Origin of the sequence: Thomasclavelia ramosa DSM 1402, from assembly GCF_014131695.1 — a bacterium.
GTDB classification, from domain to species: domain Bacteria; phylum Bacillota_I; class Bacilli_A; order Erysipelotrichales; family Coprobacillaceae; genus Thomasclavelia; species Thomasclavelia ramosa.
Genome location: NZ_CP036346.1, coordinates 253749 through 276174, shown reverse-complemented (window position 1 = coordinate 276174; position 22426 = coordinate 253749). Strand labels below are relative to the sequence as shown.

Annotated in this window: 21 protein-coding genes and 1 pseudogene; 5 read left to right on the top strand and 17 right to left on the bottom strand. The window is 30.1% G+C overall.

The window, feature by feature from the left end:
* Positions 1 to 116 precede the first annotated feature (116 nt).
* The 4 genes from EYR00_RS01250 to EYR00_RS01235 form a co-directional block, all read right to left on the bottom strand.
* Positions 117 to 962: a hypothetical protein gene (locus tag EYR00_RS01250; RefSeq protein ID WP_003535073.1), complete on the bottom strand. Its 846-nt coding sequence runs from the start codon at positions 960 to 962 to the stop codon at positions 117 to 119.
* Positions 963 to 1078: 116 nt separating this feature from the next.
* Positions 1079 to 2023, bottom strand: a complete 945-nt coding sequence (locus tag EYR00_RS01245) for a glycosyltransferase family 2 protein (RefSeq protein WP_008792407.1) — start codon at positions 2021 to 2023, stop codon at positions 1079 to 1081.
* Positions 2010 to 2417 carry a GtrA family protein gene (locus EYR00_RS01240; RefSeq protein ID WP_003535077.1) on the bottom strand — a complete coding sequence of 136 codons (408 nt, stop codon included), beginning with the start codon at positions 2415 to 2417 and terminating at the stop codon, positions 2010 to 2012. Before EYR00_RS01240 ends, EYR00_RS01245 begins: the two co-directional genes overlap by 14 nt.
* Positions 2389 to 4830: a YfhO family protein gene (locus tag EYR00_RS01235; RefSeq protein ID WP_040434108.1), complete on the bottom strand. Its 2442-nt coding sequence runs from the start codon at positions 4828 to 4830 to the stop codon at positions 2389 to 2391. Before EYR00_RS01235 ends, EYR00_RS01240 begins: the two co-directional genes overlap by 29 nt.
* A 140-nt stretch (positions 4831 to 4970) precedes the next feature.
* Between EYR00_RS01235 and EYR00_RS01230 the strand changes: the two genes are divergently transcribed.
* Genes EYR00_RS01230 through EYR00_RS01220 form a run of 3 tightly spaced genes read left to right on the top strand, consistent with a single transcriptional unit; the run spans position 4971 to position 7549 of the window.
* On the top strand, positions 4971 to 5672 hold the full coding sequence (locus tag EYR00_RS01230; protein ID WP_003535081.1) for a response regulator transcription factor: 702 nt from the start codon (positions 4971 to 4973) through the stop codon (positions 5670 to 5672).
* Positions 5665 to 6993: a HAMP domain-containing sensor histidine kinase gene (locus tag EYR00_RS01225; RefSeq protein WP_003535084.1), complete on the top strand. Its 1329-nt coding sequence runs from the start codon at positions 5665 to 5667 to the stop codon at positions 6991 to 6993. The genes EYR00_RS01230 and EYR00_RS01225 overlap by 8 nt, the downstream gene beginning before the upstream one ends.
* A 43-nt stretch (positions 6994 to 7036) precedes the next feature.
* On the top strand, positions 7037 to 7549 hold the full coding sequence (locus EYR00_RS01220; protein WP_003535086.1) for a dUTP diphosphatase: 513 nt from the start codon (positions 7037 to 7039) through the stop codon (positions 7547 to 7549).
* A gap of 40 nt (positions 7550 to 7589) precedes the next feature.
* On the opposite strand, the gene EYR00_RS01215 is transcribed toward EYR00_RS01220, so the two are convergent.
* Positions 7590 to 7826, bottom strand: coding sequence for a hypothetical protein (locus EYR00_RS01215; protein ID WP_008792410.1), 237 nt, complete (start codon positions 7824 to 7826; stop codon positions 7590 to 7592).
* A gap of 160 nt (positions 7827 to 7986) precedes the next feature.
* Between EYR00_RS01215 and EYR00_RS01210 the strand changes: the two genes are divergently transcribed.
* Complete coding sequence (locus tag EYR00_RS01210; RefSeq protein ID WP_003535090.1) at positions 7987 to 9516, top strand: MATE family efflux transporter; 1530 nt, start codon at positions 7987 to 7989, stop codon at positions 9514 to 9516.
* Between the two features lie 91 nt (positions 9517 to 9607).
* Here the strand turns inward: EYR00_RS01210 and EYR00_RS01205 are convergent, their stop codons facing one another.
* The 7 genes and pseudogenes from EYR00_RS01205 to EYR00_RS01175 all read right to left on the bottom strand — a co-directional run bounded on the left by EYR00_RS01205 (position 9608) and on the right by EYR00_RS01175 (position 16344).
* Positions 9608 to 10033, bottom strand: coding sequence for a sensor histidine kinase (locus EYR00_RS01205; protein ID WP_003535092.1), 426 nt, complete (start codon positions 10031 to 10033; stop codon positions 9608 to 9610).
* A 62-nt stretch (positions 10034 to 10095) separates the two neighbouring features.
* A complete protein-coding gene (locus EYR00_RS01200) occupies positions 10096 to 10302 on the bottom strand; it encodes a HAMP domain-containing histidine kinase (protein WP_003535094.1) in 207 nt (68 codons plus the stop codon).
* Between the two features lie 143 nt (positions 10303 to 10445).
* Positions 10446 to 11270, bottom strand: coding sequence for a hypothetical protein (locus EYR00_RS01195; RefSeq protein WP_008792413.1), 825 nt, complete (start codon positions 11268 to 11270; stop codon positions 10446 to 10448).
* 1 nt (position 11271) lies between these two features.
* Positions 11272 to 11958 (bottom strand): annotated as a pseudogene (locus EYR00_RS01190) (ATP-binding cassette domain-containing protein); the annotation flags it as partial.
* 79 nt (positions 11959 to 12037) lie between these two features.
* Complete coding sequence (locus EYR00_RS01185; protein ID WP_003535101.1) at positions 12038 to 12709, bottom strand: response regulator transcription factor; 672 nt, start codon at positions 12707 to 12709, stop codon at positions 12038 to 12040.
* A gap of 133 nt (positions 12710 to 12842) precedes the next feature.
* Positions 12843 to 14621 (bottom strand): ABC transporter ATP-binding protein, encoded by a 1779-nt coding sequence (locus EYR00_RS01180; RefSeq protein ID WP_003535102.1) that lies wholly within the window; start codon positions 14619 to 14621, stop codon positions 12843 to 12845.
* Positions 14614 to 16344, bottom strand: a complete 1731-nt coding sequence (locus EYR00_RS01175; protein WP_003535104.1) for an ABC transporter ATP-binding protein — start codon at positions 16342 to 16344, stop codon at positions 14614 to 14616. Before EYR00_RS01175 ends, EYR00_RS01180 begins: the two co-directional genes overlap by 8 nt.
* A gap of 82 nt (positions 16345 to 16426) precedes the next feature.
* Between EYR00_RS01175 and EYR00_RS01170 the strand changes: the two genes are divergently transcribed.
* Positions 16427 to 17236, top strand: coding sequence for a MerR family transcriptional regulator (locus tag EYR00_RS01170; RefSeq protein WP_003535106.1), 810 nt, complete (start codon positions 16427 to 16429; stop codon positions 17234 to 17236).
* Between the two features lie 65 nt (positions 17237 to 17301).
* Here the strand turns inward: EYR00_RS01170 and EYR00_RS01165 are convergent, their stop codons facing one another.
* The 5 genes from EYR00_RS01165 to EYR00_RS01145 form a co-directional block, all read right to left on the bottom strand.
* Complete coding sequence (locus EYR00_RS01165) at positions 17302 to 18054, bottom strand: ChbG/HpnK family deacetylase (protein WP_003535107.1); 753 nt, start codon at positions 18052 to 18054, stop codon at positions 17302 to 17304.
* Positions 18032 to 18718 (bottom strand): hypothetical protein, encoded by a 687-nt coding sequence (locus tag EYR00_RS01160; RefSeq protein ID WP_003535110.1) that lies wholly within the window; start codon positions 18716 to 18718, stop codon positions 18032 to 18034. Before EYR00_RS01160 ends, EYR00_RS01165 begins: the two co-directional genes overlap by 23 nt.
* Positions 18715 to 20553: a BglG family transcription antiterminator gene (locus tag EYR00_RS01155; protein ID WP_008792418.1), complete on the bottom strand. Its 1839-nt coding sequence runs from the start codon at positions 20551 to 20553 to the stop codon at positions 18715 to 18717. Before EYR00_RS01155 ends, EYR00_RS01160 begins: the two co-directional genes overlap by 4 nt.
* Positions 20554 to 20618: 65 nt before the next feature.
* Positions 20619 to 21902 carry a PTS sugar transporter subunit IIC gene (locus EYR00_RS01150; protein WP_003535113.1) on the bottom strand — a complete coding sequence of 428 codons (1284 nt, stop codon included), beginning with the start codon at positions 21900 to 21902 and terminating at the stop codon, positions 20619 to 20621.
* Between the two features lie 89 nt (positions 21903 to 21991).
* Positions 21992 to 22309 carry a PTS lactose/cellobiose transporter subunit IIA gene (locus EYR00_RS01145; RefSeq protein ID WP_003535114.1) on the bottom strand — a complete coding sequence of 106 codons (318 nt, stop codon included), beginning with the start codon at positions 22307 to 22309 and terminating at the stop codon, positions 21992 to 21994.
* Positions 22310 to 22426: the final 117 nt, after the last annotated feature.

Here is a 22426-nt window from a genome sequence, read left to right as displayed (position 1 = left end):
TCATCATTATAAGAATAACTACCAGTTCTAATAGTTATATCTTAATATCAAACCAAAATAAATTACATAAAAAAGAGAAGATACTGCTACCTTCCCCTGAATTCCTAATCTATATCTTAATAATAATGACGTTCAAATGTAGCATATTTCTTATTTAAAATGATATATGCAACAATCAAGATAATTCCAGCACCAGCACAAATAGCACCATCTAAACGTAAACTCCCTACCGGAATATCAATGCTCATTCCTAATAGACGATTTCCAATAGTAAACTCCATTGCACTAACAACTAATGGCATAAATAAACCAACTACAATACCTGAAATAACAGCAGCGATTCCACTAAATAAAGTCCATTTATAAAATGATTTATTAATCAAACCAAGTAAAACTGCTGTTAAAATAATTCCCACCACACAAATAATTCTCGTTGGAGTATCACTTAAAGTTTTATAAGTTTTAATAAATTTTTGTGTTCCTGGTGTTGTTTTTTGGACCTTTTCAACGGTACTTACAATTTTATTTTGTAAGGCACCATTTTCATCAGTAATCTTACTTTGAATTTGTTCACGCTGCTCTGTAGTGATTTTTTTACCAATTGCTTCTTCGATTGCAGGAATATTTTCATCAACAGCTTTAGATAATTGTGCAGCAATCGCAGCAGTATCAACATCACTACCATTTGCTACAGCTGCTGTAATTTGATCTAATAAATCGCTCGTCACATCATTTAAAGCACTATTATTTTTTACTGCTTCCTCAACTTTCTTGATATTTTCATTACTTACATCAGGAAATGCTTGATTAAGTACTTCTTCAATCCCGTTACTTGCCTCTTGAACAACGACAGCATTTGTAATTGCTTTAGTTGACATTGTCTTAATTGATAGATTAACACATAGGAGCATAATCAAACATAACATGACAATTGTTAATACTACATTTCCAAATTTCTTCATTTCTTTCTCCTCAATAAGATGCCTTGTTCCAATTTCTAAACTATAAGATATCTTTTCTAATGTATTTATTATAGTTTTTTTTATCTCTTAAGTCAAAAAGAGTGCCAAATCACACTCTAATTATACCGTTTTCTGCGGTTTGTATCTTTAACAATATAAATTGGTCGAGCTTTATTTTCCATATAATCTTTAGACACATATTCTCCTAATATTGCAATTAATAACATTTGTGTTCCACTTAAAAATAAAATTAAACAGACAATCGTAGTATATCCACCTACGCTATTTCCAAACATCAATGTTGAAATCGCTGTATATAACGATAAAATAATTGAACCAACAAATAGGATAACACCAAATATTCCTGCTATCTTTAGTGGAGCAGTAGAAAATGAGAAAATTCCTTCTAAAGCATAAGAAAATAAGCTTTTAAAATTCCATTTAGTAGAACCAGCAGCCCTTTCTACATTATTAAATGGTAACCACTTTGTCTCAAAACCAACATATGAAAATAAACCTTTCATATAACGATTATACTCTCTAATTTCTAAAATTGAATCAACCATAAGACGACTCATCATTCTAAAATCTCCTGCACCATCACTCATATCCAATTTTGATAATTTTTGCATCACCTTATAAAATGACTTACTTAAGAAATTTCTTAATCTACCTTCACCCTCACGATCCATTCTTTTTCCAGCACAACAATCGTAACCTTCTTGACTTACTGCCTGATACATCGGTGCCAGCAATTTTGGGGGATGTTGAAGATCTGCATCCATGATTACACAATAATCACCGGTTGATTTTTCCAAGCCAGCGAACATCGCTGCTTCTTTTCCAAAGTTGCGAGAAAATGAATAATAGTCACAATGGTGATCTTTAGCACAGATCATCTTTAATAAATCAATTGTATGATCATGACTACCATCATCAATAAATAAGATTTCATAATCAATATTTTCAATCGTTTCAAGTTCTTTAGTCACTTCCTTATGGAATAATGGAAGTACTTCCTCTTCATTATAACAAGGTACGATTACACTAATTTTGTCCATATTCATGTCCTCCTTTGGCAGCAAAAATCTTAAACTTGCATAGCCCATAATTTGAAACTACTGTAATTACACTAACTACTACTTTTGATAACATCTCATTTGCAGATAATAACTGAATAAAAATAAATAATAATCCGCTTTCAACTAATAATGTCCCTAATCTTAAAATAAAGAATTGATAAGCTTCTTTTCCAGTTTCATTAGCACTTTTAAAAACAAAATGTTTATTAGCCCAAAAAGCGAAGATAACAGCACCAACCCAAGAGATTACATTTGCAAAAAGCCAGCCCTGATCCATCATTGTAATCACAAACCAATAAATTACAAAGTTAATTAGCGTTGTGCATCCACCTACAAATACATAACTAATTAATTCTTTCAAATCCTTTTTCATTCTTTTTCCTTCTCCCTTGAAATACTAACCATATAAAACCCACACCACTACAAACATAACCAACATTTTTCATTGGAGCTTTAAATATAATTCTAATCTGGTGTTGTCCTTTAGAAATCTTTGCTCCTAAAAATGCTTTATTTACACACTCCTTAGCAACTTCTTTGCCATCAATTAATACCGTATAGCCATTTTGATACGGTAATGAAGTAACTAAATAGCCATCATTACTAACATTGATTGTTCCTTCTACAAGATTGCCATCTTGATTATACGAGCCAACTAATGCATCAATTTCTTGATTACGGTTTTTGATTACATCATAGTCAATCGTAGAAACTTTTATATTCTTTAAATCATAACGTCCATTACTGAAACTAATACTAAGTTGGTCAAGCAATTCATTTTGACTTAAAACATATGTAAAATGCGTATTATGATTTGGATAAGCAGCACTTGAACTAGATAACTTATTTTTTACCCCATTAATCGTAATACTCGTATCTTTACGCTTAATTAATTTAACTTTAGCTAAATCAAATTCCACAATTAAAATCTTATTAGTTAAATCTTGATTGATCCCTAATTCTAATTTACCCGTCTTTTTAGTGTTAATACGATAGCCATCATTTAATTTAGTTATTTGTAAATTATCGCTTTTTTCTTTTACAACTGTTTCTAGTGCAACCGTAGCTGCCTTACTTTGATAATTACTCTGACCGCCTGCAACAACCACATTATTATAAATAGTGTCTAATGTTTGTGGGTAATCTAGACGATCAAACTGCACAACATCATAGCTATTACTAGTTGCATAAACAAGCGGCAATACTTTATCATTTTGATATAGATTATTACCAATTGCTTGATATCCCATCGGTACTACATTTTCACTATAGAGCGTCTTCACTCCCATCATTCCTTGAAAGAAAATATTTGAATTTGATAGACAAGCGACACGATTTTTAATACTAATAGGATTTTTAATAATATCGTAATAAAAATGATTATAGAGCCTATTACTAACGGAACTATAGATTGAACTTCTAAGCTCGTTATTACTAACTTGATTGACAGTGTTCAATGACTGTTTAAAAATATCATATCGACCATCTTTTTCTACTTTAATATTTTTTAAATTCGAAACTTGTTGATAAGTGTCTTTTGTAACAAAACTCTCTTTTTGATTATTAACATAGCTAATTATTAAAGGCATTACCAACAATAAATATAAAGTTCGTTCAGTTATTCTTAGATACAATAATATCCCAACCAAACAAATTATAATATCTAAAATAACTAATGGCTCTTTATAAAATAAGACAATTGGTAAAATAAGTAGCACAATTAATTTTAAATCCAATTTAATTTGTGATTGTTTATACTCATTGATTGTTTGAATTACTACATAAATAATCAATGGTGTAAAAGGAAGCAAAATCTTGGCCCGAGGATATAAAAAACCATTTAAGACAAAACTAAAGATCGGGATAAATAATAACAATAATAGCCAGATCGATAATTTTCTCGTTTCTTTTAATTTTAAGCTTAGAACTAAACCTGCCCATGCAACAAAGCCTAATCCACAACCATAAGCATTATACAATAGGGCTTTAAAATCACCTCGTGGCACTACTAACGACATCAAATCAAGTGAGCCGCCACTACTTTGATGGTTTTCCAGCATAACATAGGCAGTTGGAATTAAAAGAATTCCACAAATAAGCACTCCGATCAATAACGGCTGAATAAATAAACATAACTTTTTAAAAGTAATTAGGTTTTTCAATCGATACATTTCAAAACAATAATATGTAAAAATTGTTAGTAAAGCTGAAATTGCAAAAAAATAACTATTTGCAATTATTAGAACCACTGCTCCAATTAATAACCCTTGCTTTTGATTTTTAATATATGTATCTACCGCGATCAATGCCAAAAGCACTCCAGGCATATAATCAACAAACATGATTTGGCGGTGACTTTGGAATAATACAGAAGAAGATAATAATAATACAGCTCCAACTATACATAGCGTTGTGCTAAACTGTTTGCGTTTCAACCATATATAGGTCAGGTTAACACTTAAAACTAAATTTATTATCATATAGGTAATTATAATATCTTTCATTGCTATTCCAGGAATAAGACAGCCAATTAATATGTCAGGTCGAAACAATCCATAATAAGATATATTATAAATATTTTGACCACCGCCGATATTAAATGCAAAATCGGGGAAAAATGATTTTGTCTCTAACATCGTCTTCCGAATATAATCAGCTAGATTGACATGTTGCGATAGCCAATCAGTATTAGCTCCAAAGATACTAGAAGAAGGCGTGATGACTATGATCATCACTAAGGTTAAACATGTTAAAAATATAATTGGGTAAAACTGCTTTTTTTTCATTACTATCATTCTCCTGCTCACATTATCGTATATATTCCTTAAGAATCACCTAAAGAACATCTAAATATTTCTTAATTTTCATTTTACTATCTTCTTAATTTCCATTATGATGTATAATAAATACGAAAGTTGGTGAATATATGACGAACAATAAAATTTTAATTGTCGATGACAATCCTGAAATTAGAGAAGTATTAAATGTTTTGCTCTCAAGTGAAGGTTATGATGTGATTGAGGCTAAAGATGGCCAAGAAGCAATTGATATGGTTAGTGATGATATCGATTTATATATTCTCGATATTATGATGCCTATAATCAATGGTTACCAAGCCTGTGTTGAAATTAGAAAAAAATCTAACGCCCCAATCTTATTTTTAACAGCAAAAGGTCAAGAAAGTGACAAAACACTTGGTTTTTCTAGTGGTGGGGATGATTATTTATCAAAACCATTCTCTTATAATGAATTAACGACAAGAGTGAAGGCATTGTTGCGTCGATACTATGTTTATCAAGGTAAAATGGAAAAAGAAGAAAATAATGATGACAACATTGTTTACAATAATATTACTATTAATCCTAACAGTGAAGCAGTGTATCTAAACGGAGAACAAATTGAATTAACTTACCTAGAATACCAAATTCTTTATCTTTTATTAAGTAATCGTAAAAGAATTTTTTCAACGCAAACATTGTATGAGAGTATTTGGAATGAACCTTATTATTATAGTGCTAATAACACAATTATGGTTCATATTCGAAATCTTCGTAAAAAAATAGAGAGTGATCCTCAAAATCCAAAAATAATTAAAACAATTTGGGGTAAGGGTTATCGTTGTGATTAAAAATTTCTTTAATAAATTAAGTATTCAAATTAGTGCCATTATCATTATTTGTGGAACCTTAGGGGTGGCAACTTTTTGTCTACTTTATGCCGGTAAAGAAAGTTTCTTTGAATTTACCCAAAACTTAGGAGTCATCTCTGAAAATACTGAAGCTTATGCAAATAATATTGAAAATCAAATTATTGATCAAAATGTATCAATTACTGATGTCGATACTCTAGATAAGATCTTAGGTACTAGCGATATTTATAGTGTCAATCTATATAATAAGGCTGATAACCTTGCCATTACTGGTTCTTTTGCTACCATGCTTGACAATTTTATCATCGGTTCAACAGTATATGATACTGAAGCAATTTATAACGGTGACGATTATAGTACAGAAATTGAGTTAAAAGATGGAACCATTGAAATGTATGTTTACTCATATGCTTTAGCTAAATTAGTCGTTCCTTACATCGTTGCCTCAATTGTCATTGCCTTATTTACCTTTTTACTTCCAACCTTTTTATTTATTCGACGTAAAGTAAATTATATGACAACATTAAAAAATGAAGTTACAATTATGTCACAAGGTGATTTAGACCATACAATCAAAATTAATAGTAATGATGAAATTGCAGAATTATCTAATCAAATTGATAATCTTCGCCTAACCTTAAAAGACAACTTTGCTACTGAAGAAGCTAATCGCAAAGCTAATTATGAATTAGTTACAGCACTTTCTCATGATTTGCGAACTCCTTTAACTTCTTTAATGGGATATTTAGATATTATTAGACTAAAGAAATTTAAAAATGAAGATCAATATAATTTATATTTGAAAAATTCAATTGATAAAGTAAATCAAATTAATGAACTAGCAAATAAAATGTTTGAATACTTTCTCGTCTTTAGTAAAGATCAAGATACTGAATTATCTAAGATGTCACTCGGCGTAATTTACGAATATATTTTAGAAAATATTGGTGTCTTAGAAGAAAATGGTTTTGAAGTAATCAAAAACATTAAGCATTCTGATTACTTTATTCGCGGTAATATTAATTTAGTCAAACGAATTATTAATAATGTTTTTTCCAATGTCTTAAAATACGCAGATATTAAACAGCCCGTTTATATCACTTTATTGATCGATGAAGATATTGAAAATCTAGGCTTAACGATTAAAAATACAAAAAAACATAGTGCTAACTATATTGAAAGTAATCAAATCGGTCTTAAAAGTGTCCAACAAATGATCAAGATTCACGATGGTACTTTTACAGTCCTTGATGAAGAAAGTACTTTCACAGTATCAATTACAATTCCTTTAATGCAATAATTAGTGTATAATGTTGCTATAATTTTAATTAAAAGGAGATATTATGCAGGCAATAGCAAAATTTCATAAAGTATCTAAAGAACAATTTATAATTGATTTCAAGGACAGTTTTCCTAAATATGATGAGGCAGCCATTAATGATATATATGCTTCAATTAAATTACCTAAGCGCGCTACTATCGGTTCTGCGGGTTATGACTTTTATACCCCTATCGATTTCATTTTAAAACCTCATGAAACAATTAAAATTCCTACTGGAATTAGAGTTTCTATCAACGATGGGTGGGTTCTTGCTATCTTTCCAAGAAGCGGACTTGGTTTTAAATATCGTTTACAATTAAACAATACAGTTGGAATCATTGATAGTGATTATTTCAATAGTGACAACGAAGGTCATATTTTTATTAAAATAACTAATGACAGTAATGAAGATAAAACAGTTGAATTAAAAGCTGGTCAAGGTTTTGGACAAGGAATCTTCCTACAATACGGTATTGTTGAAGATGACAATACGACTGATGAACGTAATGGCGGTTTTGGTTCAACAACTAAATAAAAAAATCAGATGGTTGATTATAGTGAACCATCTGATTTTTTTATAAGTTATTTTTATTTTCTTGATAATGTTGTTTAAATTTAATTGCTATTATTAAACAAACAATAATTCCTATTAAAAATGGAATCGCTGAAAAAAAGGCAACGTACGGTGGAAAACTAGTCGTTTTATGATGTTCAATCAAACAATATTGATATGCCACAACAATACATAATAAATGTGATAAAAATAAAGTCAACCCCAAAAAACTATAATACATATACTGATAAAATTTCATTTCATCCACCTCCATATGACTTTGTTATGATTCATTTATTCCTTCTTTTATCATTATAACATAGTATTTTTTATCAATTCCCATGATTCCCTATTTATTTACAAAATCTTTAGTAATATGTTATCTTTTTGATAATATATTAGTATAGGAGGGAATTATTATGGATATTTTAATGAAATATGCTAAAAAGAAAACTGTTTTTATTTTATCGACAGTTTTGTCAGGGATAGTTACATTATTGTATTTAATCTCAAAATTCGGTCCAACAACATCATCTAATGTTAATATCAATGATATTAATGAATTAGCTGGAACGATTGGATCAATGGTTACAATTATTCAAATTATATTTTATCTATTTATTATATTGGCCATTGTAACCGCCATTCTTAGTGGAGTTTATTTTTTCAAAAAAAATAAGCAAGAATACGTGATGCTAGGGGAATTCATCGTTTCATGTATCAACTCAATATTATTACTATTATCAATGTCCGGAATCAATGTTATTTGTAAGATTCTTAGAGTTGCAATTAGTGGTGATTATTCATCACTTATGACTATGGATTCAGCACGATTACTTAGTTCCGTAACTAGCGCTGCAAGCAACCTTAAATATTTTATGTATTTATCAATTTTTGTATTTATTATCAATATTGTTTTATTATTAATTGTTAAAAAAATTATTAATATTGAAGGGTTTCATTTCAATTTTGATGAACCAGTTGTAACTGCTGTTCCAGCTCAAGAACCTGTTCATGAAGATTCTACAACTGTCGAAGACGATTCTACGATAGCTGATAATGAGTTAACACAAGAAAACGGAGAAACTGAAACTAACACGGTTGAACCTAATGCTTCTGAAACTAAACCGGCAACTATCAATACACAAAAAATCAAAGACTTCTTTAAAACAAAAAACGGAAAAATAACGATTGGTGTTGCTGCTGCTCTTATTGTTTGCTTTGGTGGTTATAAAATATATGATACATTCTTTAATTATACTAGTATTGATCTAGGTAAAAATATTACTGTTGAATTTACCGGGAAAGACGGAAGTGGTTATATAAAAGATGTTGAAAGCAATATCGATTATGACAAAAATAATTCTGATTTATCTAACTTTGTTAGCAGCACTTATACTGACTATGATTTTTCTGGAGATCTATCTAATGGTGATAAAATAACTGTAACGATTAAATACTCAGAAGAATTGGCTAAAGCAAATAAAATCAAAGTAACTAATGATTCTAAAACTTTTACTGTTAAAGGTCTAATTGAAAAATTTAAAGATAGCAGTAAAATACCAGAAAAAGTTATTACTCAATTAAAAAAAGAAGCTGACAAAAACATAAAGAATCGCTATAAAGATGGTTATTCTTTTACTTATAATCATGAATTTAATTCTCTTTGGTTTGCCAAAGGGGAAGATGATGATAACGACAGTGTTATTGCTATATATAAAATTGACGAAACATATACCTCATCATTCAGTGGCCAACAAGACGTTGAAACTTACTATGCCGCAATCTATGTCGATGATGTTGATTCTGCCTATTTAGATGAAAAGTCACATTATTGGTATGGGGCTTCTTTATATGGCAGTGATGGTAAAGAATTATCAGATCTAAATGCATTGGAAACTGCTTTAAAAGAAAAATTTGATGATCAAACTTTAGAATTAATCAAATAAAAAACTAAAACCACTTTTTAAAATATTTAAGAAGTGGTTTTTTTATTCCAAATCAAACTGATTATTAAATTATTTTCACTTATCTTAGCAGTTACACTTCCATCTCAGTAAATTCTTTAACAATAGCTAATCCTAAGCCAGTATTTTGTTTTGTACGAGAAATATCAGAAGTATAAAACTCATCGAATATTTGTTCAACTATGATTGGCTCATCTAATCGATTTTTGAATTGAAAACAAATTTCTGCTCCCGTATTAATAGAAATATAAATATCTCCACGGCTATGCTTCAAAGCATTAATAATTAAATTATCAAAAATTCTCCGTAAGATCCGTTCATTACTAAGCATCTCTATTTTTTTATTACCTTTAATATAGATCATCCGCCCTTGACTATTAAAATCTTGATAATAACAAACTAACTCTTCTTCAAAAATACGATTAATATCTAATAACTTTAATTCAAATTTTTCTTCATTGGAAATGATTTTAGTAAAAGTAAAAAAATCTTCTATCAATTACGATAGCTGTTTTAACTTATCAATAATAATTGATTCATATTTATGCTGTTCTTCTCCACTTAGCTCATATTTTTGCAACAATTCGACATAGCCAAGGCCGAAGTTAATGGCGTTTTTAAATCATGAGAAATATTTACAATTGTTTTTTGCAAACTATTATTTTTCTTTTCAATATCAATCTCTAATTTTCTAAACGTTAGCATCATTTCATTTACTTCTTGTAATAATTCTCTAAGTTCAAGATTCCCGTTAGTTGTTGTAATCAAAGCATTAGTATCAAGCCCACTTATTTTATTAATATCATTAGCCGCTTTTCTAATACTTTTTTTAAATTAAAAATATAACAGGTAGCAATAAGCAGTAAAATGATCAAAATTATCACTATTACTAACATTCAGCTACCTCCTGATTATTTAATATTGTATCGTTTAAAATACGTTACTCCTATCATACTTGAAGCGATGATCAATCCAATTCCTGTTAAAATTCCTGTTAACAATGTCTTTATTTCTATCTGTCCAATAACTGCCATGTCCCGAAGAATTGTTTCAAACTCAAATTGCATGATTATACTACCATCAATATTAAAAACAGTAATAATTGTCATTAATAGCATCTGTGATACCATAACTAACACGATTGCGATTGCATTATATCGTGATGTTTTTTGTGTTATTGCGGCAATCATCACTAGTACGCTCATTATACCACAAAAGATCGGCAACTGTCGCAGCATAATTATTGTTATATCTAAAAAGCTAGAATAATGACTCGGTGCATTAAAGATAATATTACCAAAATAACCTAAATAAGTACTGATTGCTATTATTGCTATCCCTAATCCCCATGTCAAAAGGAGCTTAGCGAAATAGTATGTCGTCCGTGAAACATCTGTAGAGATAACATTTTTAGCAGTATGATTAGCTAAATCAACACAAATAACTGCAAAGACTACAAAAATCAGTACATAGTACAGATTCCCATTAACTTTCATCATCCCTTCATCTAATAGCTCATTACTCTCACCAGCTACCTTTCTTACATCTTCTGGAGTTGCTAAATCATCTTCTTTAGTTACTTCTGAATTACTCGTTAACCCGCCACTTATTCCAATATGACCTGGCGATCTTAAATAAATTGAAACACTGCACAGTGCGATGATTGCTAGAAGACAAACATAAATTCCTTTTCCTTTAAAAATCCTAAATAAATCAGCTTTAATGATATTCAACATTCTATTCACCATCCCTAATAATATTTTTAAAATACTCTTCTAACGATACTCCAATTTCACTAATTGCATAAAGTTCAATTCCCTTTTCAACTATTGCCTTACTAACAATGTGTTGTGCATCTAAATAATCATATAGACGAATTTCTTGATCATTTAAGACTTTGTAATTAGCTGTCTTTAGTTCTTCTTCTAATAAGACACTAGCTTTTTTTATATCATTTACCTTAAGTAATAAACAATGACTACACTCATTATCTAACTGTTCTTTTGATAATTCTTTAACGATCTTACCACCTTCAAGAATTCCAAACTTATTTGCTACTAAATACAGTTCTGATAAAATATGACTAGAAATCAAAATCGTTATATTTTCTTGTTGTAATTGCAATAACATTTCTCTAATCTCACTAATTCCTAATGGATCTAAACCATTGATTGGTTCATCTAAAATTATAAAATCAAGATTATTTAAAATTGCTAAAGCAATTCCTAAACGCTGCTTCATTCCTAATGAAAACTGTTTAAATTTCTTTTTACCAGTATTATTTAATTTAACCTTTTCTAGTACTTCCTCAATCTTGTGACGATTAATAATTCCTTTTAAAATACAGTAATACTTTAAATTATCATATGCTGATAAATTAGGATAAAACGCTGGACTTTCAATCATACATCCCATCCTATTTTTACTATCCCTCCTACCCTTTTACTGTATAAAAAAAGAGTTAAATAACTCTTAATCAATTCTTAAATAAGTCTTAATTCCGTTATCCTTTTATTTTATAACCAATTCCCCAGACTGTTTCTATATACTCTTGATTTGGATTAGCTTGTTTTAACTTACTACGAATCTTACTAATATGAACATTTAGCGTATTATCATCACCTGAATCTTCGTGGTCCCAAACCATTTCAAATAAAATATCTTTTGTAAAAACACGAGTTGGACTTTCTAATAATATTTTTAATAGTTTAAACTCAATTTTAGATAAATTTATTTTTATCTCATTACAAGTCACTTTATAACTATTTTCATCAAGAATAATATCTTTATAAGTAATTAGAGCTGATGAAAAAGCTACTTGCCGATGCTTTAATTGTATCTTTACTCTTGCTAAAAGTTCATTATTATCAAATGGTTTGATCAAATAGTCATCAGCTCCCAAAGTAAATAGGTCAAGTTTTGTATCCATTTTATCGATTGCAGTTAAAATAATCACCGGTAAATCTTTCTTCTTTTTGATTTCCTTAATTACTTCCTGACCACTAAGACCCGGTAACATCAAATCCAAAAGTACTAAATCTACATGTTCATCTAATAAAAGTAATGCCTCTGTCCCAGAATAAGCACTAACACTTTCGATACAATTTAATCTTAATAGATCATGAATCATATTATTAATATCATTGTCATCTTCTACGATCAATATTTTTACCATTGTTATACTACATTCCTTCACTTACACAGTGATAGTATAACACAATATACCTCTCCAAGACATATTGGTTTTAAGAGCTTATCTTTGTATTTCTAATAAGAAAAAGAAGTATCTAAGTTTAGATACTTCTGGATTATGAATTATGAGCAAATTGTGAATTATACAATTTTTCATACTCACCTTGTTTTGCTAATAATTCTTCGTGTGTTCCTTGTTCGACGATATCACCATTATTGATTACTAAAATCAAGTCAGCACTCTTAATAGTTGATAGACGATGGGCAATAACAAAACTTGTCCGCCCTTTCATAACCCGCTGCATTGCTTCTTGCAGCATTTTTTCTAAACGGGTATCAACCGATGAAGTCGCCTCATCAAGAATCAAGATTTGAGGATCTTTTAAGATTGCTCGGGCAATCGTTAATAATTGTTTCTCCCCTTGCGAGATGTTATTGGCTTCTTCATTTATATGTGAATTATATCCATCTGGCAGAGTTCTAATAAAATGATGAACATTGGCCATTTTAGCAGCATTAATAATCTCATCTTTGCGAGCATCCAAACGACCATAACGAATGTTATCATAAATTGTTCCAGAATATAGCCATGTATCCTGTAAAACCATTCCAAACATAGAACGTAACTCTTCCCGTGGTAAATCACGAATATCAACGCCGTCTATTTTAATACTACCACCTTTAACATCGTAAAAACGTAATAGTAAATTAATAATTGTTGTTTTTCCTGCTCCAGTCGGTCCAACAATTGCAACCATCTGACCACTTTTAACATTAACATTCAAATCTTTCATTAAGTTTTCTTCATAATAACCAAACTTAACATGTTCAAAATCAACATTTCCAGCCACTTCGCTCAAATGTTTAGGCGGATTAGCTTCCGGTACTTCTTCCGGTTCTTCCAATAACTCAATCACCCTTCCTAGTGCTGCAAAAGCAGACTGAATTTGTGATGATAAGTTAGATATTTGCGATAAAGGATCATTAATTTGCCAAATATAACGAATAAAAGCTTGTAACTGCCCAACTAAAAATGTTCCTGCAATTACATCAGCAGTTCCCACTACAGCAACTGCCCCAATTGCTAAATAAGTAACTAATGCATTTAAAGGTGCAATCGTTGACGAAACGAATTGTGCTTTAAAGGCATTTTCTTTTAAATTTTCATTAATTTTTTTAAATTTTTCAACTGATTCCACTTGTTGATTATATAATAAAATTTCATTATATCCTGTATACATTTCAGTTACAGTACTATTTAATTCACCAAGCGCATCTTGTTGCTTTTTAAATAATTTTTGACTTTTTCCTACAACTAGCTTAGTTACTAATAGCGATAATGGAATAATCATCGTTCCAATAATTGCCATCTTAGGATTAATCATATACATCATTGTTAACGCTAAAGTAACAGTTAATACTCCACTGACGATCTGCGTAAAACTTTGTTGTAGAGCGTTAGAAATAGCATCAACATCATTAGTAATTCGACTTAAAACATCTCCAAAATGATGATTATCAAAATATCTTACTGGTAATTTACGAATCTTATTTTGTAAAGCATTTCGAAGATCTTCCATTGCTTGCTGAATTGCATTCGTCAAATAAACTACTGAAATCATTTGAGCAACTGTTTTAATAATATAAATGACTACTAAACTAAGTACAATTTTAATAATTGCCCCAAAGCTAATATCCACACTTGTTAAACTACTGCTTTTAGCAACATCGCTCGCTAATTGAGTAGTGATCATTCCTTCAAATGTTGGTGCTAAAACCATTGAAATATTGAAAGCAAAAATCATTAGGATAGCAATAATAAATTGCCATTTATACGGCTTAATAAATGGTATTAAACCCTTTAAACTTTTTTTAAAACTATATTTTTTATGCATTTGCTAATTCCTCCTCACTTAATTGAGAAGTTGCAATCTCATGATAAATTTGACATTCCTTTAATAATTGATGATGTGTTCCTTTTCCTACGACCTTACCTTCATTTAAAACAATGATCTGATCTGCCTCCATAATACTAGAAATTCTTTGAGCTACAACTAGCATGATTGATTCGGTCATTTCTTTTTTTAACTCTTTCCTTAAAATTGCATCTGTTTTAAAATCCAATGCTGAAAAAGAATCATCAAAGATATAAATTTGAGCTTTACGAACTAATGCCCGAGCAATACTTAATCGTTGTTTTTGACCACCCGAAACATTTGTCGCTCCTTCACTGATTTCTTCATCAAAGCCATTTTCTTTTTCCATTATAAATGGATAAGCCTGCGCAACTTTAGCAGCATATTCTACTTCTTCATCACTAGCATCCTTTTTCCCAAAACGAATATTATCAGCAATTGTCCCACTAAATAATACTGCTTTTTGAGGAATCACACCTAATTTATCTCGTAATTCTAATACATCATAATCACGAATATCTTTCCCATTGATTTTAATACTTCCACTACTAACATCATAAAATCTTGGTACTAAATTCACTAATGTACTTTTACCAGAACCAGTACTTCCAATAAAAGCAATCATTTCGCCTTTGTTCGCTTTAAAAGAAACATCCTGAAGAACCGGCTCCTCACCATCAGGATAAACAAAAGTTACATGATCAAACTCAATACTTACTTTTTCATCAAAATCGCTATCTGCAGGTTTATTTTTAATTATTGGATCTAAATTGAAGACTTCTTCAATTCGTTTCGCTGACACTTCAGCCCGAGGATACATCATAAACACCGTACAGAAAAGCATAATCGAAAACATCGCATGGAATAAATAATCCATGAAAGCAACAAGCTGTCCAATTTCTAAAGAACCAGTAGAAATTAGATGAGCTGCTACCCAATATATTGACAAACCAGCAACATTCATCAGCATAAAGAAAATTGGCTGTGTCATGGTCATAATTTTAAATAATTTTTTTGAATATTTAGTAAAGCGATGATTTGTTTCTTTAAACCGTTTTTGTTCATATTGATCATTATTAAAAGCTCTAATTACTCGAATCCCGCTAAGATTTTCTCTCGAAATACGATTCAAGTCATCTAATGAACTTTGTTGATTTTCTGAAATTGGTTTAGTAATCTTCGCTACTACGACAACCCCAAGGATAATCAACGGAATTGTAGCAGCAATAATATATGATAACGGTAACGAAGCCCGCGCTGTCATAATAAAACTAAAAATAAACATAATTGGTGTCATCAAAGCTGTCCGAAGCAATACGTTAACAAATTGTTGAATTTGAAAAGCGTCATTATTCGTCCTTGTAATCATTGATGATGTCCCAATCTGATTAAATTCATTAGCTGTAAATTGTTGTACTTTAGCAAAGATATCATTTCTAATATCACGAGTAATTGCAGTTGATATTTTTGAACAACAATATCCTAGGGCAATGGTTCCACCCACACCGATAAGTGAAACTAAGGCAATACAGCCACCCATCATATAGATGAAGCTAACGTCTTTATTAGTAACCCCAACATCTATCATTGTTGCTACAATGGTCGGAATTCCTAATTCAACTAAAATAAATCCAAAAACTGAAATTACATTAAAAAAGAATAGTAATTTGTAGTTTTTTAAATACTTTAAGATTAATTTCATATTTTTCTCCTTTCATTGTATTGTGAAGCAACATATCATATGATAAACTATAAGGTAACCTTATAGTCAAGGAGTTATTTAAATGAAAGAAAAATTATTAACATGTGGAACTTTTGCTAAAATATGCGGTGTTGAAAAACATGTTCTTTTTCATTATGACGAGATTAATTTATTTAAACCAGCATATGTGAATGATAAAGGTTACCGCTATTACTCGTATCGTCAATATGATACATTTAAAGTAATTATTGCTTTAAAAAAACTCGGAATGTCGTTAAAAGATATTCAAATATATCTTGATCAGCGCAATCCCCAATTATTTTTAGAGTTATTGAATCAACAAGAAGCTAAATTGCTTGAGTATATTAATGAAATGCAGCAGATTCACGAAATGATCAAAAATTTTCAAACATTTACAACTGATGCTTTAAATGCTAATTATGATGAAATCAAAGTAACTTATTTAAAAGAAACTAAATTATTATTATCTGCTAATCTCGAAAACACTACCTCTAAAGGCTTCGCTGACTTTATGAATGATTACACATCTTTTATTGAAAATAATCATATTATTACTGGCGAATTCGTTGGGGTAATGATGAATGTCGAAAATATTCGTAAAAATCAATTATCTAACTACTCTTATTTATTTACAACAACTAATAATCTGAGTGAACAAATATTTGTTAAAAAGGGTGGTAATTATTTATGTGGCTATCATCATGGAAGTTATGATGGTCTCCGTGACTCATATCAAAGAATCCTCGATTATGCAGAGCTTCATAAAATTAAATTAGGTAAATATGCTTTTGAAGAATATATTATTTTTGATATTTGTGAAGCTTCCAAAGATGAATACTTAACTCGTATTACAATTGAAATAGCAGAATAAAAAAGTAGGTATAAGACTCCCAAGTTAAATAACCAATGGGCAGGAAGATCTTAAATTACCTACTTTTACTTATAATTTTTAAAATTTACTAATTCTATCTTATTTTTATTTAACCATTCACTTAACCAATCGGAACAAAGAAAATCACATTCCATAGGTCTAATAAGAGTAAAAGACGAATGTTCCAAAATATACTGATCTAAAAACCCAGGATGGAAAATAGCTACTGCACAAGGATTATTTTTAATAATATCTAAATGCTCTTCCATATATGTACGAGGATCATACAATCCATGTTCATCTAGGCTCATAAATCCTAATCCAGTAATTCCAAATTCTTTTTCCCACTCTTTATCCAAGCTAGGATTTTCAAAGAATAAATTATTTCTTTGAGCAACATTTTTTAAAGCAATAAAGAAATTATTAGAAAATACTGCATGACCTTCAAAATAATCTGGGTCTCTACCTGTGATTGCTCGAAACTTCGCTAATTGAGCTTCCAGCTCAATTTCACATTCAGCAACATTGATCGTATCTACTTGACGAGCCCGAATCTCTTTACTGGAACAAAAATTACCATTTTTCTGGACTAACGACGGAATCAATTTAGGATCACTCAACGGTTTTCCAACACAAATATTACTGTGCTGTCCTAATGCGATATCTAAATCTTTAACCAACTCATACCCATGCTTAGCACTTGCCATATTAGGCATCATTCCAACACTAGTGATTACACCATCTACTACACTTTTATAAATACCATAATTTACGCCCTCGCTAAACCCGAGGTCATCAGCTCTCATTATTAATTTCATATTTCTCAATACTCTCCTTTACTTTTTTTCTTTTTTTATCTATTTCCTGATTATAAACTCGTTTGATATAATCCAATACTTTTCGTCCGTCAAACGAAGCATATAAACTAATAGGCGGAACTGTTATAATTGTCAGATTCTCTTTTAAACGTCGCTCAAGATTTACTTCTTCATAACGAATTTGAGGCTCCAATAAAATAATGTCATAATTTTTATCCTCAAACTGCTCTGTAGTTAGCGATTCAATCTGCCAATCCTTTTCATCACCAATTACTTTTTTCTTCATATCTAGAACAATCAAATCAGACATTGCTCCAGCAACACTATGTAATAATAAAACTTTAAACGGATGTTCTTTAGTAAACTCATTTAATAACATAATTGCTTTATCTAACACAATTTTACCTGCCATCTTAGTATAATCATAACTATCAATCAGCATTAATGGAATATTAACTTTTTGACAGAGCGGCACAAATTCATTTTGTAAATATGCAATATGTGGAGCCAATAAAATAATATCATAATCTACCAGCAAAACTTGGCCACTGACAACATCACTACATTTAATTTGATATTCGTTATAAATGTCTGCTGCTTCCATTTTTTTTACCAAAAGACTAGTCGACATCCCACCACCACAAACCAAAAGAATTTTTTTCATAGCCTCTCTAACCTTTCAATGATTTCTTTAAAATACTGATAATTAGGATTATTGATTAAATTCCACTGAATTGTACTATCGCTAATAATATTGGAAATTATTTTATAAAAGTCATCTAATTCTTTAATTGCTTTATTTTCAATTGCAGATAATAAAATTATTCTAATTTTATGTTTCTTCCATAATAATGGTTTCTTTAAAATCGTAACAGCTACAAAAGTAGCATTAGAAACCGGTTTATTAGAATGCGGAAAAGCAATTAAATCATTGAATTCAGTTGTTGCCAACGCCTCTCTTTGAAGCACATACTGTTCAAAATCTGCAGGTAGATCATAACTTTTTTTGCACTCATTAATTATTTCATGAATTGCCTCTTCTTTGGAACTAAATGATTCATATGTAAAAAAGAGCTGTTCTGGAAAATAATCTAGTATATTAGCCTGATTTAACTGCTTTAAATTATTTGTTATTTTAATTGTATCCCTTTGATTAATAAGATTATTAATTAAAAAGATTGGAATATTTACTTTAATTGCTAAAGGAACTGTCGTAAAGATACAATCAAACTTAGTTAAACTAATGTTTTCCAGCTCATGCAATGAGCATACTTCAAGATGTTCAATATAATCATTGAAATTTTCTTTAAAGAAATATTCTAATAGACGCGCGCTCCCCACCCCGCTAGAACAAACGACCAAAATATTATTACGATGAAAATTATACTTTTTTTGTTCTAGAGACAAATTAATATGTAAAGCAAAATAAGCTATTTCATCTTCTGATAAAGTACAGTTAAAACGTTGATTGATTACAACACAAGCTTTAACCGCTAATTCATAAGCCATAATCAGCTTACTTTTAATCTCATCCTTTAATGGATTATGCATAAAGGTACCGTACTGAATCCGTTTTACTAATGGAATCAAATGCAAAGATAATGCTAATTGGAGATTTAAATCTGCTTGAAATGGAATATTAGCAACTTTTTCAATTATCATTAACATTTCTTTTACAATATCTAAGATTTCTTGATTTATATAATTATTAGAAAGTTGTTTACTGTTTTTACCACAAAGATGCATAGTTAGATAGGCAACCTCTTCAATTCGATACTCCATTGCCATTATTTTATTCATCAACTCCATAATTGCACAACCTAATGAATATTCTTTCTCTTCTTTAATTTCCTCAAGCCATTCAGAATCAATATTAGCATATTCTTTTTTCATGACCCGATAATAAGCAATATATAAATGCGCAACTAGGTTATCTAATACATCATCACTAATTACATAATCAGCATTTGCAATAGATGAAATTACAATATCTCTAATTCGCTGAAGAATATCAAAGTCCATTTGATACTCTTCGAAATGAGCAATTGCACGTCGTTTATTAATTTCATCACCTTCTAAGTACATACCATAATATGCTTTAGTTGCAATTGTAAGATCAAAATCATGTAAATATTCTCTTAATTCTTTTAAACTTTGTTTTAATTGTGTTCGAGATAAATAAAGTTCATCACATAGATCATCGATTTTAAGATAATTATTACAATCAATAAATCGATTAAACAAATAAGCTAATCGTGATTCCTCTTTACCATTTTGATCTCTTTGTAGATATGCTAAAAAAGTTTCTGGTGTTTCAATTGTTAAACGATAACCAAAACTTCCTGATTCTATTTTAGCACCGCAGATATCTTCATTAATATTCTTAATAATAGTGCGAACCGAACGAGTACTCATTTTAATTACGCTTGATAAATTTGAACCACTGACAGTTTCATGATTCATTAGTTCCAAAATTATCATCTTTTGATTCTTATCCATCATCCGCACCTCCGTTTATATTTTATCATAAAGTATGATAAAGAGGCTGGAAATCCAGCCTAATTTTATTCCTTGATCTGTGCTTCTTCTTTAAGAGCGATGTTATCTTGTGTTTTAAAAAATGGATAATATAAAATTGCAGATACAATAATTAAAACAATTTCTAAAATAATTCCTGATACTCCGCAAATTAACCAGCCATCTAATAATACCGGTGTTCCTGTCGCTCCCATTGCAATTCTTGGTAATGAAACCAGACCACTCTTCATTGCAAAATAAGTAATTAAAATATTAATTTGTGGTACTAAGAAATATGGTAAAGCCATAATTGGATTTAAAATCAGCGGTAATCCAAAAACTATTGGTTCATTGATACTACAACAAGATGGTAAAATTGCTAACCGTCCTAACGTTTTATAGCGATTACTTTTAGCAAGTAACATATCAATAGATAATCCAAGCGTATTACCAATACCACCTAACATTAAGAAATATAACAACCCAACAGTAATAATATTTTGCATTGGTGCCCCTGATGCAAAGGCTGCTTGATTTTCAACTCCAGCCTGCATAAATAGCATCATTGAGAATGGTATCGTTACTTGACCACCATGAATACCAAAGAACCAAAAAACAGACGCTAACAAAGTTAAGACCATATAAGTAATTAGGCTACCTGATAATGCTGATAATGGAGTCGCAATAATACCATAGAACCATTCACTAAACGTTACCCCTGTTAATGAAGCAAAAGCTCCGTTAATGATTAGAAATACTGTCGTTATAACAAAGCCAGGAATTAATGCATTAAACGATTTGGCAACTGTTGGTGGTACACCCTCGGGCATTTTGATGATCCAGCCACGTTTAACAACAAACGTATAAATATAGCCAACTAAGATTCCTACGATCAAGGCCGTAAATAATCCCTTTGAACCTAAATAGTCAAAAGCAATATAACTTGTAGTTGTTTCTTCAACGACAATATTTGCTAGTGGTGTCATAATAAAGAAAGCTAAAATTGACAACAAACCGGCAGGTATGGCATCTGTATTCATGCCTTCATTTCTTATAAAGGCATACGCAGCAGTAAAAGATACATATACTGCTAACATATCAGTTGTAAATTTACCCACTAAACTTAAAACTGTTCCGACCCCCGAGTCAGCTAAAAATTGTTGATATGCATCTAGTGATAAAGTACTCAGCAGAGTAAATATTGCTCCTAAAATAATTAGTGGCATTATTAAATTAAAAGCTGTTGATATTGCTTTTAAAATTTTATTACTCCCTATCTTTGTTGCTAATGGTGCTAAAACATTCTCCATCTTGTCCATTAATTTTTGCATTAAAACTATCCCCTTTCATATTTACAATATCATTATATAATACCCTAATAAAACTAGAAGTCTGTTAATTTCCTGTTATTGTAGGAAAATTATATTTTCTTATAAATATCGATAAATTCTTTAATCAGTGATTTATATAACTGAACTGAAATTAACATATCTTCGGCATGCACTAATAATAAATCTAAATCACTTGAAACTGTTAAACATCCAGCATGAATCTTACTTGCTTCAAGTAATGTTTCGTTACCCTTAATTAAGTATTCATTAGCCTTGACAAAGTTTTGATCTTTGACATATGCTAAGACCTTTTGATAAGCTAGACTGCTTTGCTGGGTTAATTGTATGATTGATATTGTTTCCTGCTCGGTATTATTTATCATATTATCAACTCCTGCTTTTATCATACAAAACCTTCATTTGTATCTAAAGACAGGATATTTCCACTTAGGCGGAAATATTGACAAAGAACTTTTAGTAATTATTTTAATGATACCAAGAAACAAGCAGTTTACCTTTCATTT

What these genes read in the sequence shown, in the direction of transcription:
- EYR00_RS01250 (WP_003535073.1), bottom strand. Translation starts at nt 962, where the DNA reads ATGAAGAAATTTGGAAATGTAGTATTAACAATTGTCATGTTATGTTTG.
- EYR00_RS01245 (WP_008792407.1), bottom strand. Translation starts at nt 2,023, where the DNA reads ATGGACAAAATTAGTGTAATCGTACCTTGTTATAATGAAGAGGAAGTA.
- EYR00_RS01240 (WP_003535077.1), bottom strand. Translation starts at nt 2,417, where the DNA reads ATGAAAAAGGATTTGAAAGAATTAATTAGTTATGTATTTGTAGGTGGA.
- EYR00_RS01235 (WP_040434108.1), bottom strand. Translation starts at nt 4,830, where the DNA reads ATGAAAAAAAAGCAGTTTTACCCAATTATATTTTTAACATGTTTAACC.
- EYR00_RS01230 (WP_003535081.1), top strand. Translation starts at nt 4,971, where the DNA reads ATGACGAACAATAAAATTTTAATTGTCGATGACAATCCTGAAATTAGA.
- EYR00_RS01220 (WP_003535086.1), top strand. Translation starts at nt 7,037, where the DNA reads ATGCAGGCAATAGCAAAATTTCATAAAGTATCTAAAGAACAATTTATA.
- EYR00_RS01215 (WP_008792410.1), bottom strand. Translation starts at nt 7,826, where the DNA reads ATGAAATTTTATCAGTATATGTATTATAGTTTTTTGGGGTTGACTTTA.
- EYR00_RS01210 (WP_003535090.1), top strand. Translation starts at nt 7,987, where the DNA reads ATGGATATTTTAATGAAATATGCTAAAAAGAAAACTGTTTTTATTTTA.
- EYR00_RS01195 (WP_008792413.1), bottom strand. Translation starts at nt 11,270, where the DNA reads ATGTTGAATATCATTAAAGCTGATTTATTTAGGATTTTTAAAGGAAAA.
- EYR00_RS01185 (WP_003535101.1), bottom strand. Translation starts at nt 12,709, where the DNA reads ATGGTAAAAATATTGATCGTAGAAGATGACAATGATATTAATAATATG.
- EYR00_RS01180 (WP_003535102.1), bottom strand. Translation starts at nt 14,621, where the DNA reads ATGCATAAAAAATATAGTTTTAAAAAAAGTTTAAAGGGTTTAATACCA.
- EYR00_RS01175 (WP_003535104.1), bottom strand. Translation starts at nt 16,344, where the DNA reads ATGAAATTAATCTTAAAGTATTTAAAAAACTACAAATTACTATTCTTT.
- EYR00_RS01170 (WP_003535106.1), top strand. Translation starts at nt 16,427, where the DNA reads ATGAAAGAAAAATTATTAACATGTGGAACTTTTGCTAAAATATGCGGT.
- EYR00_RS01165 (WP_003535107.1), bottom strand. Translation starts at nt 18,054, where the DNA reads ATGAAATTAATAATGAGAGCTGATGACCTCGGGTTTAGCGAGGGCGTA.
- EYR00_RS01160 (WP_003535110.1), bottom strand. Translation starts at nt 18,718, where the DNA reads ATGAAAAAAATTCTTTTGGTTTGTGGTGGTGGGATGTCGACTAGTCTT.
- EYR00_RS01155 (WP_008792418.1), bottom strand. Translation starts at nt 20,553, where the DNA reads ATGGATAAGAATCAAAAGATGATAATTTTGGAACTAATGAATCATGAA.
- EYR00_RS01150 (WP_003535113.1), bottom strand. Translation starts at nt 21,902, where the DNA reads ATGCAAAAATTAATGGACAAGATGGAGAATGTTTTAGCACCATTAGCA.
- EYR00_RS01145 (WP_003535114.1), bottom strand. Translation starts at nt 22,309, where the DNA reads ATGATAAAAGCAGGAGTTGATAATATGATAAATAATACCGAGCAGGAA.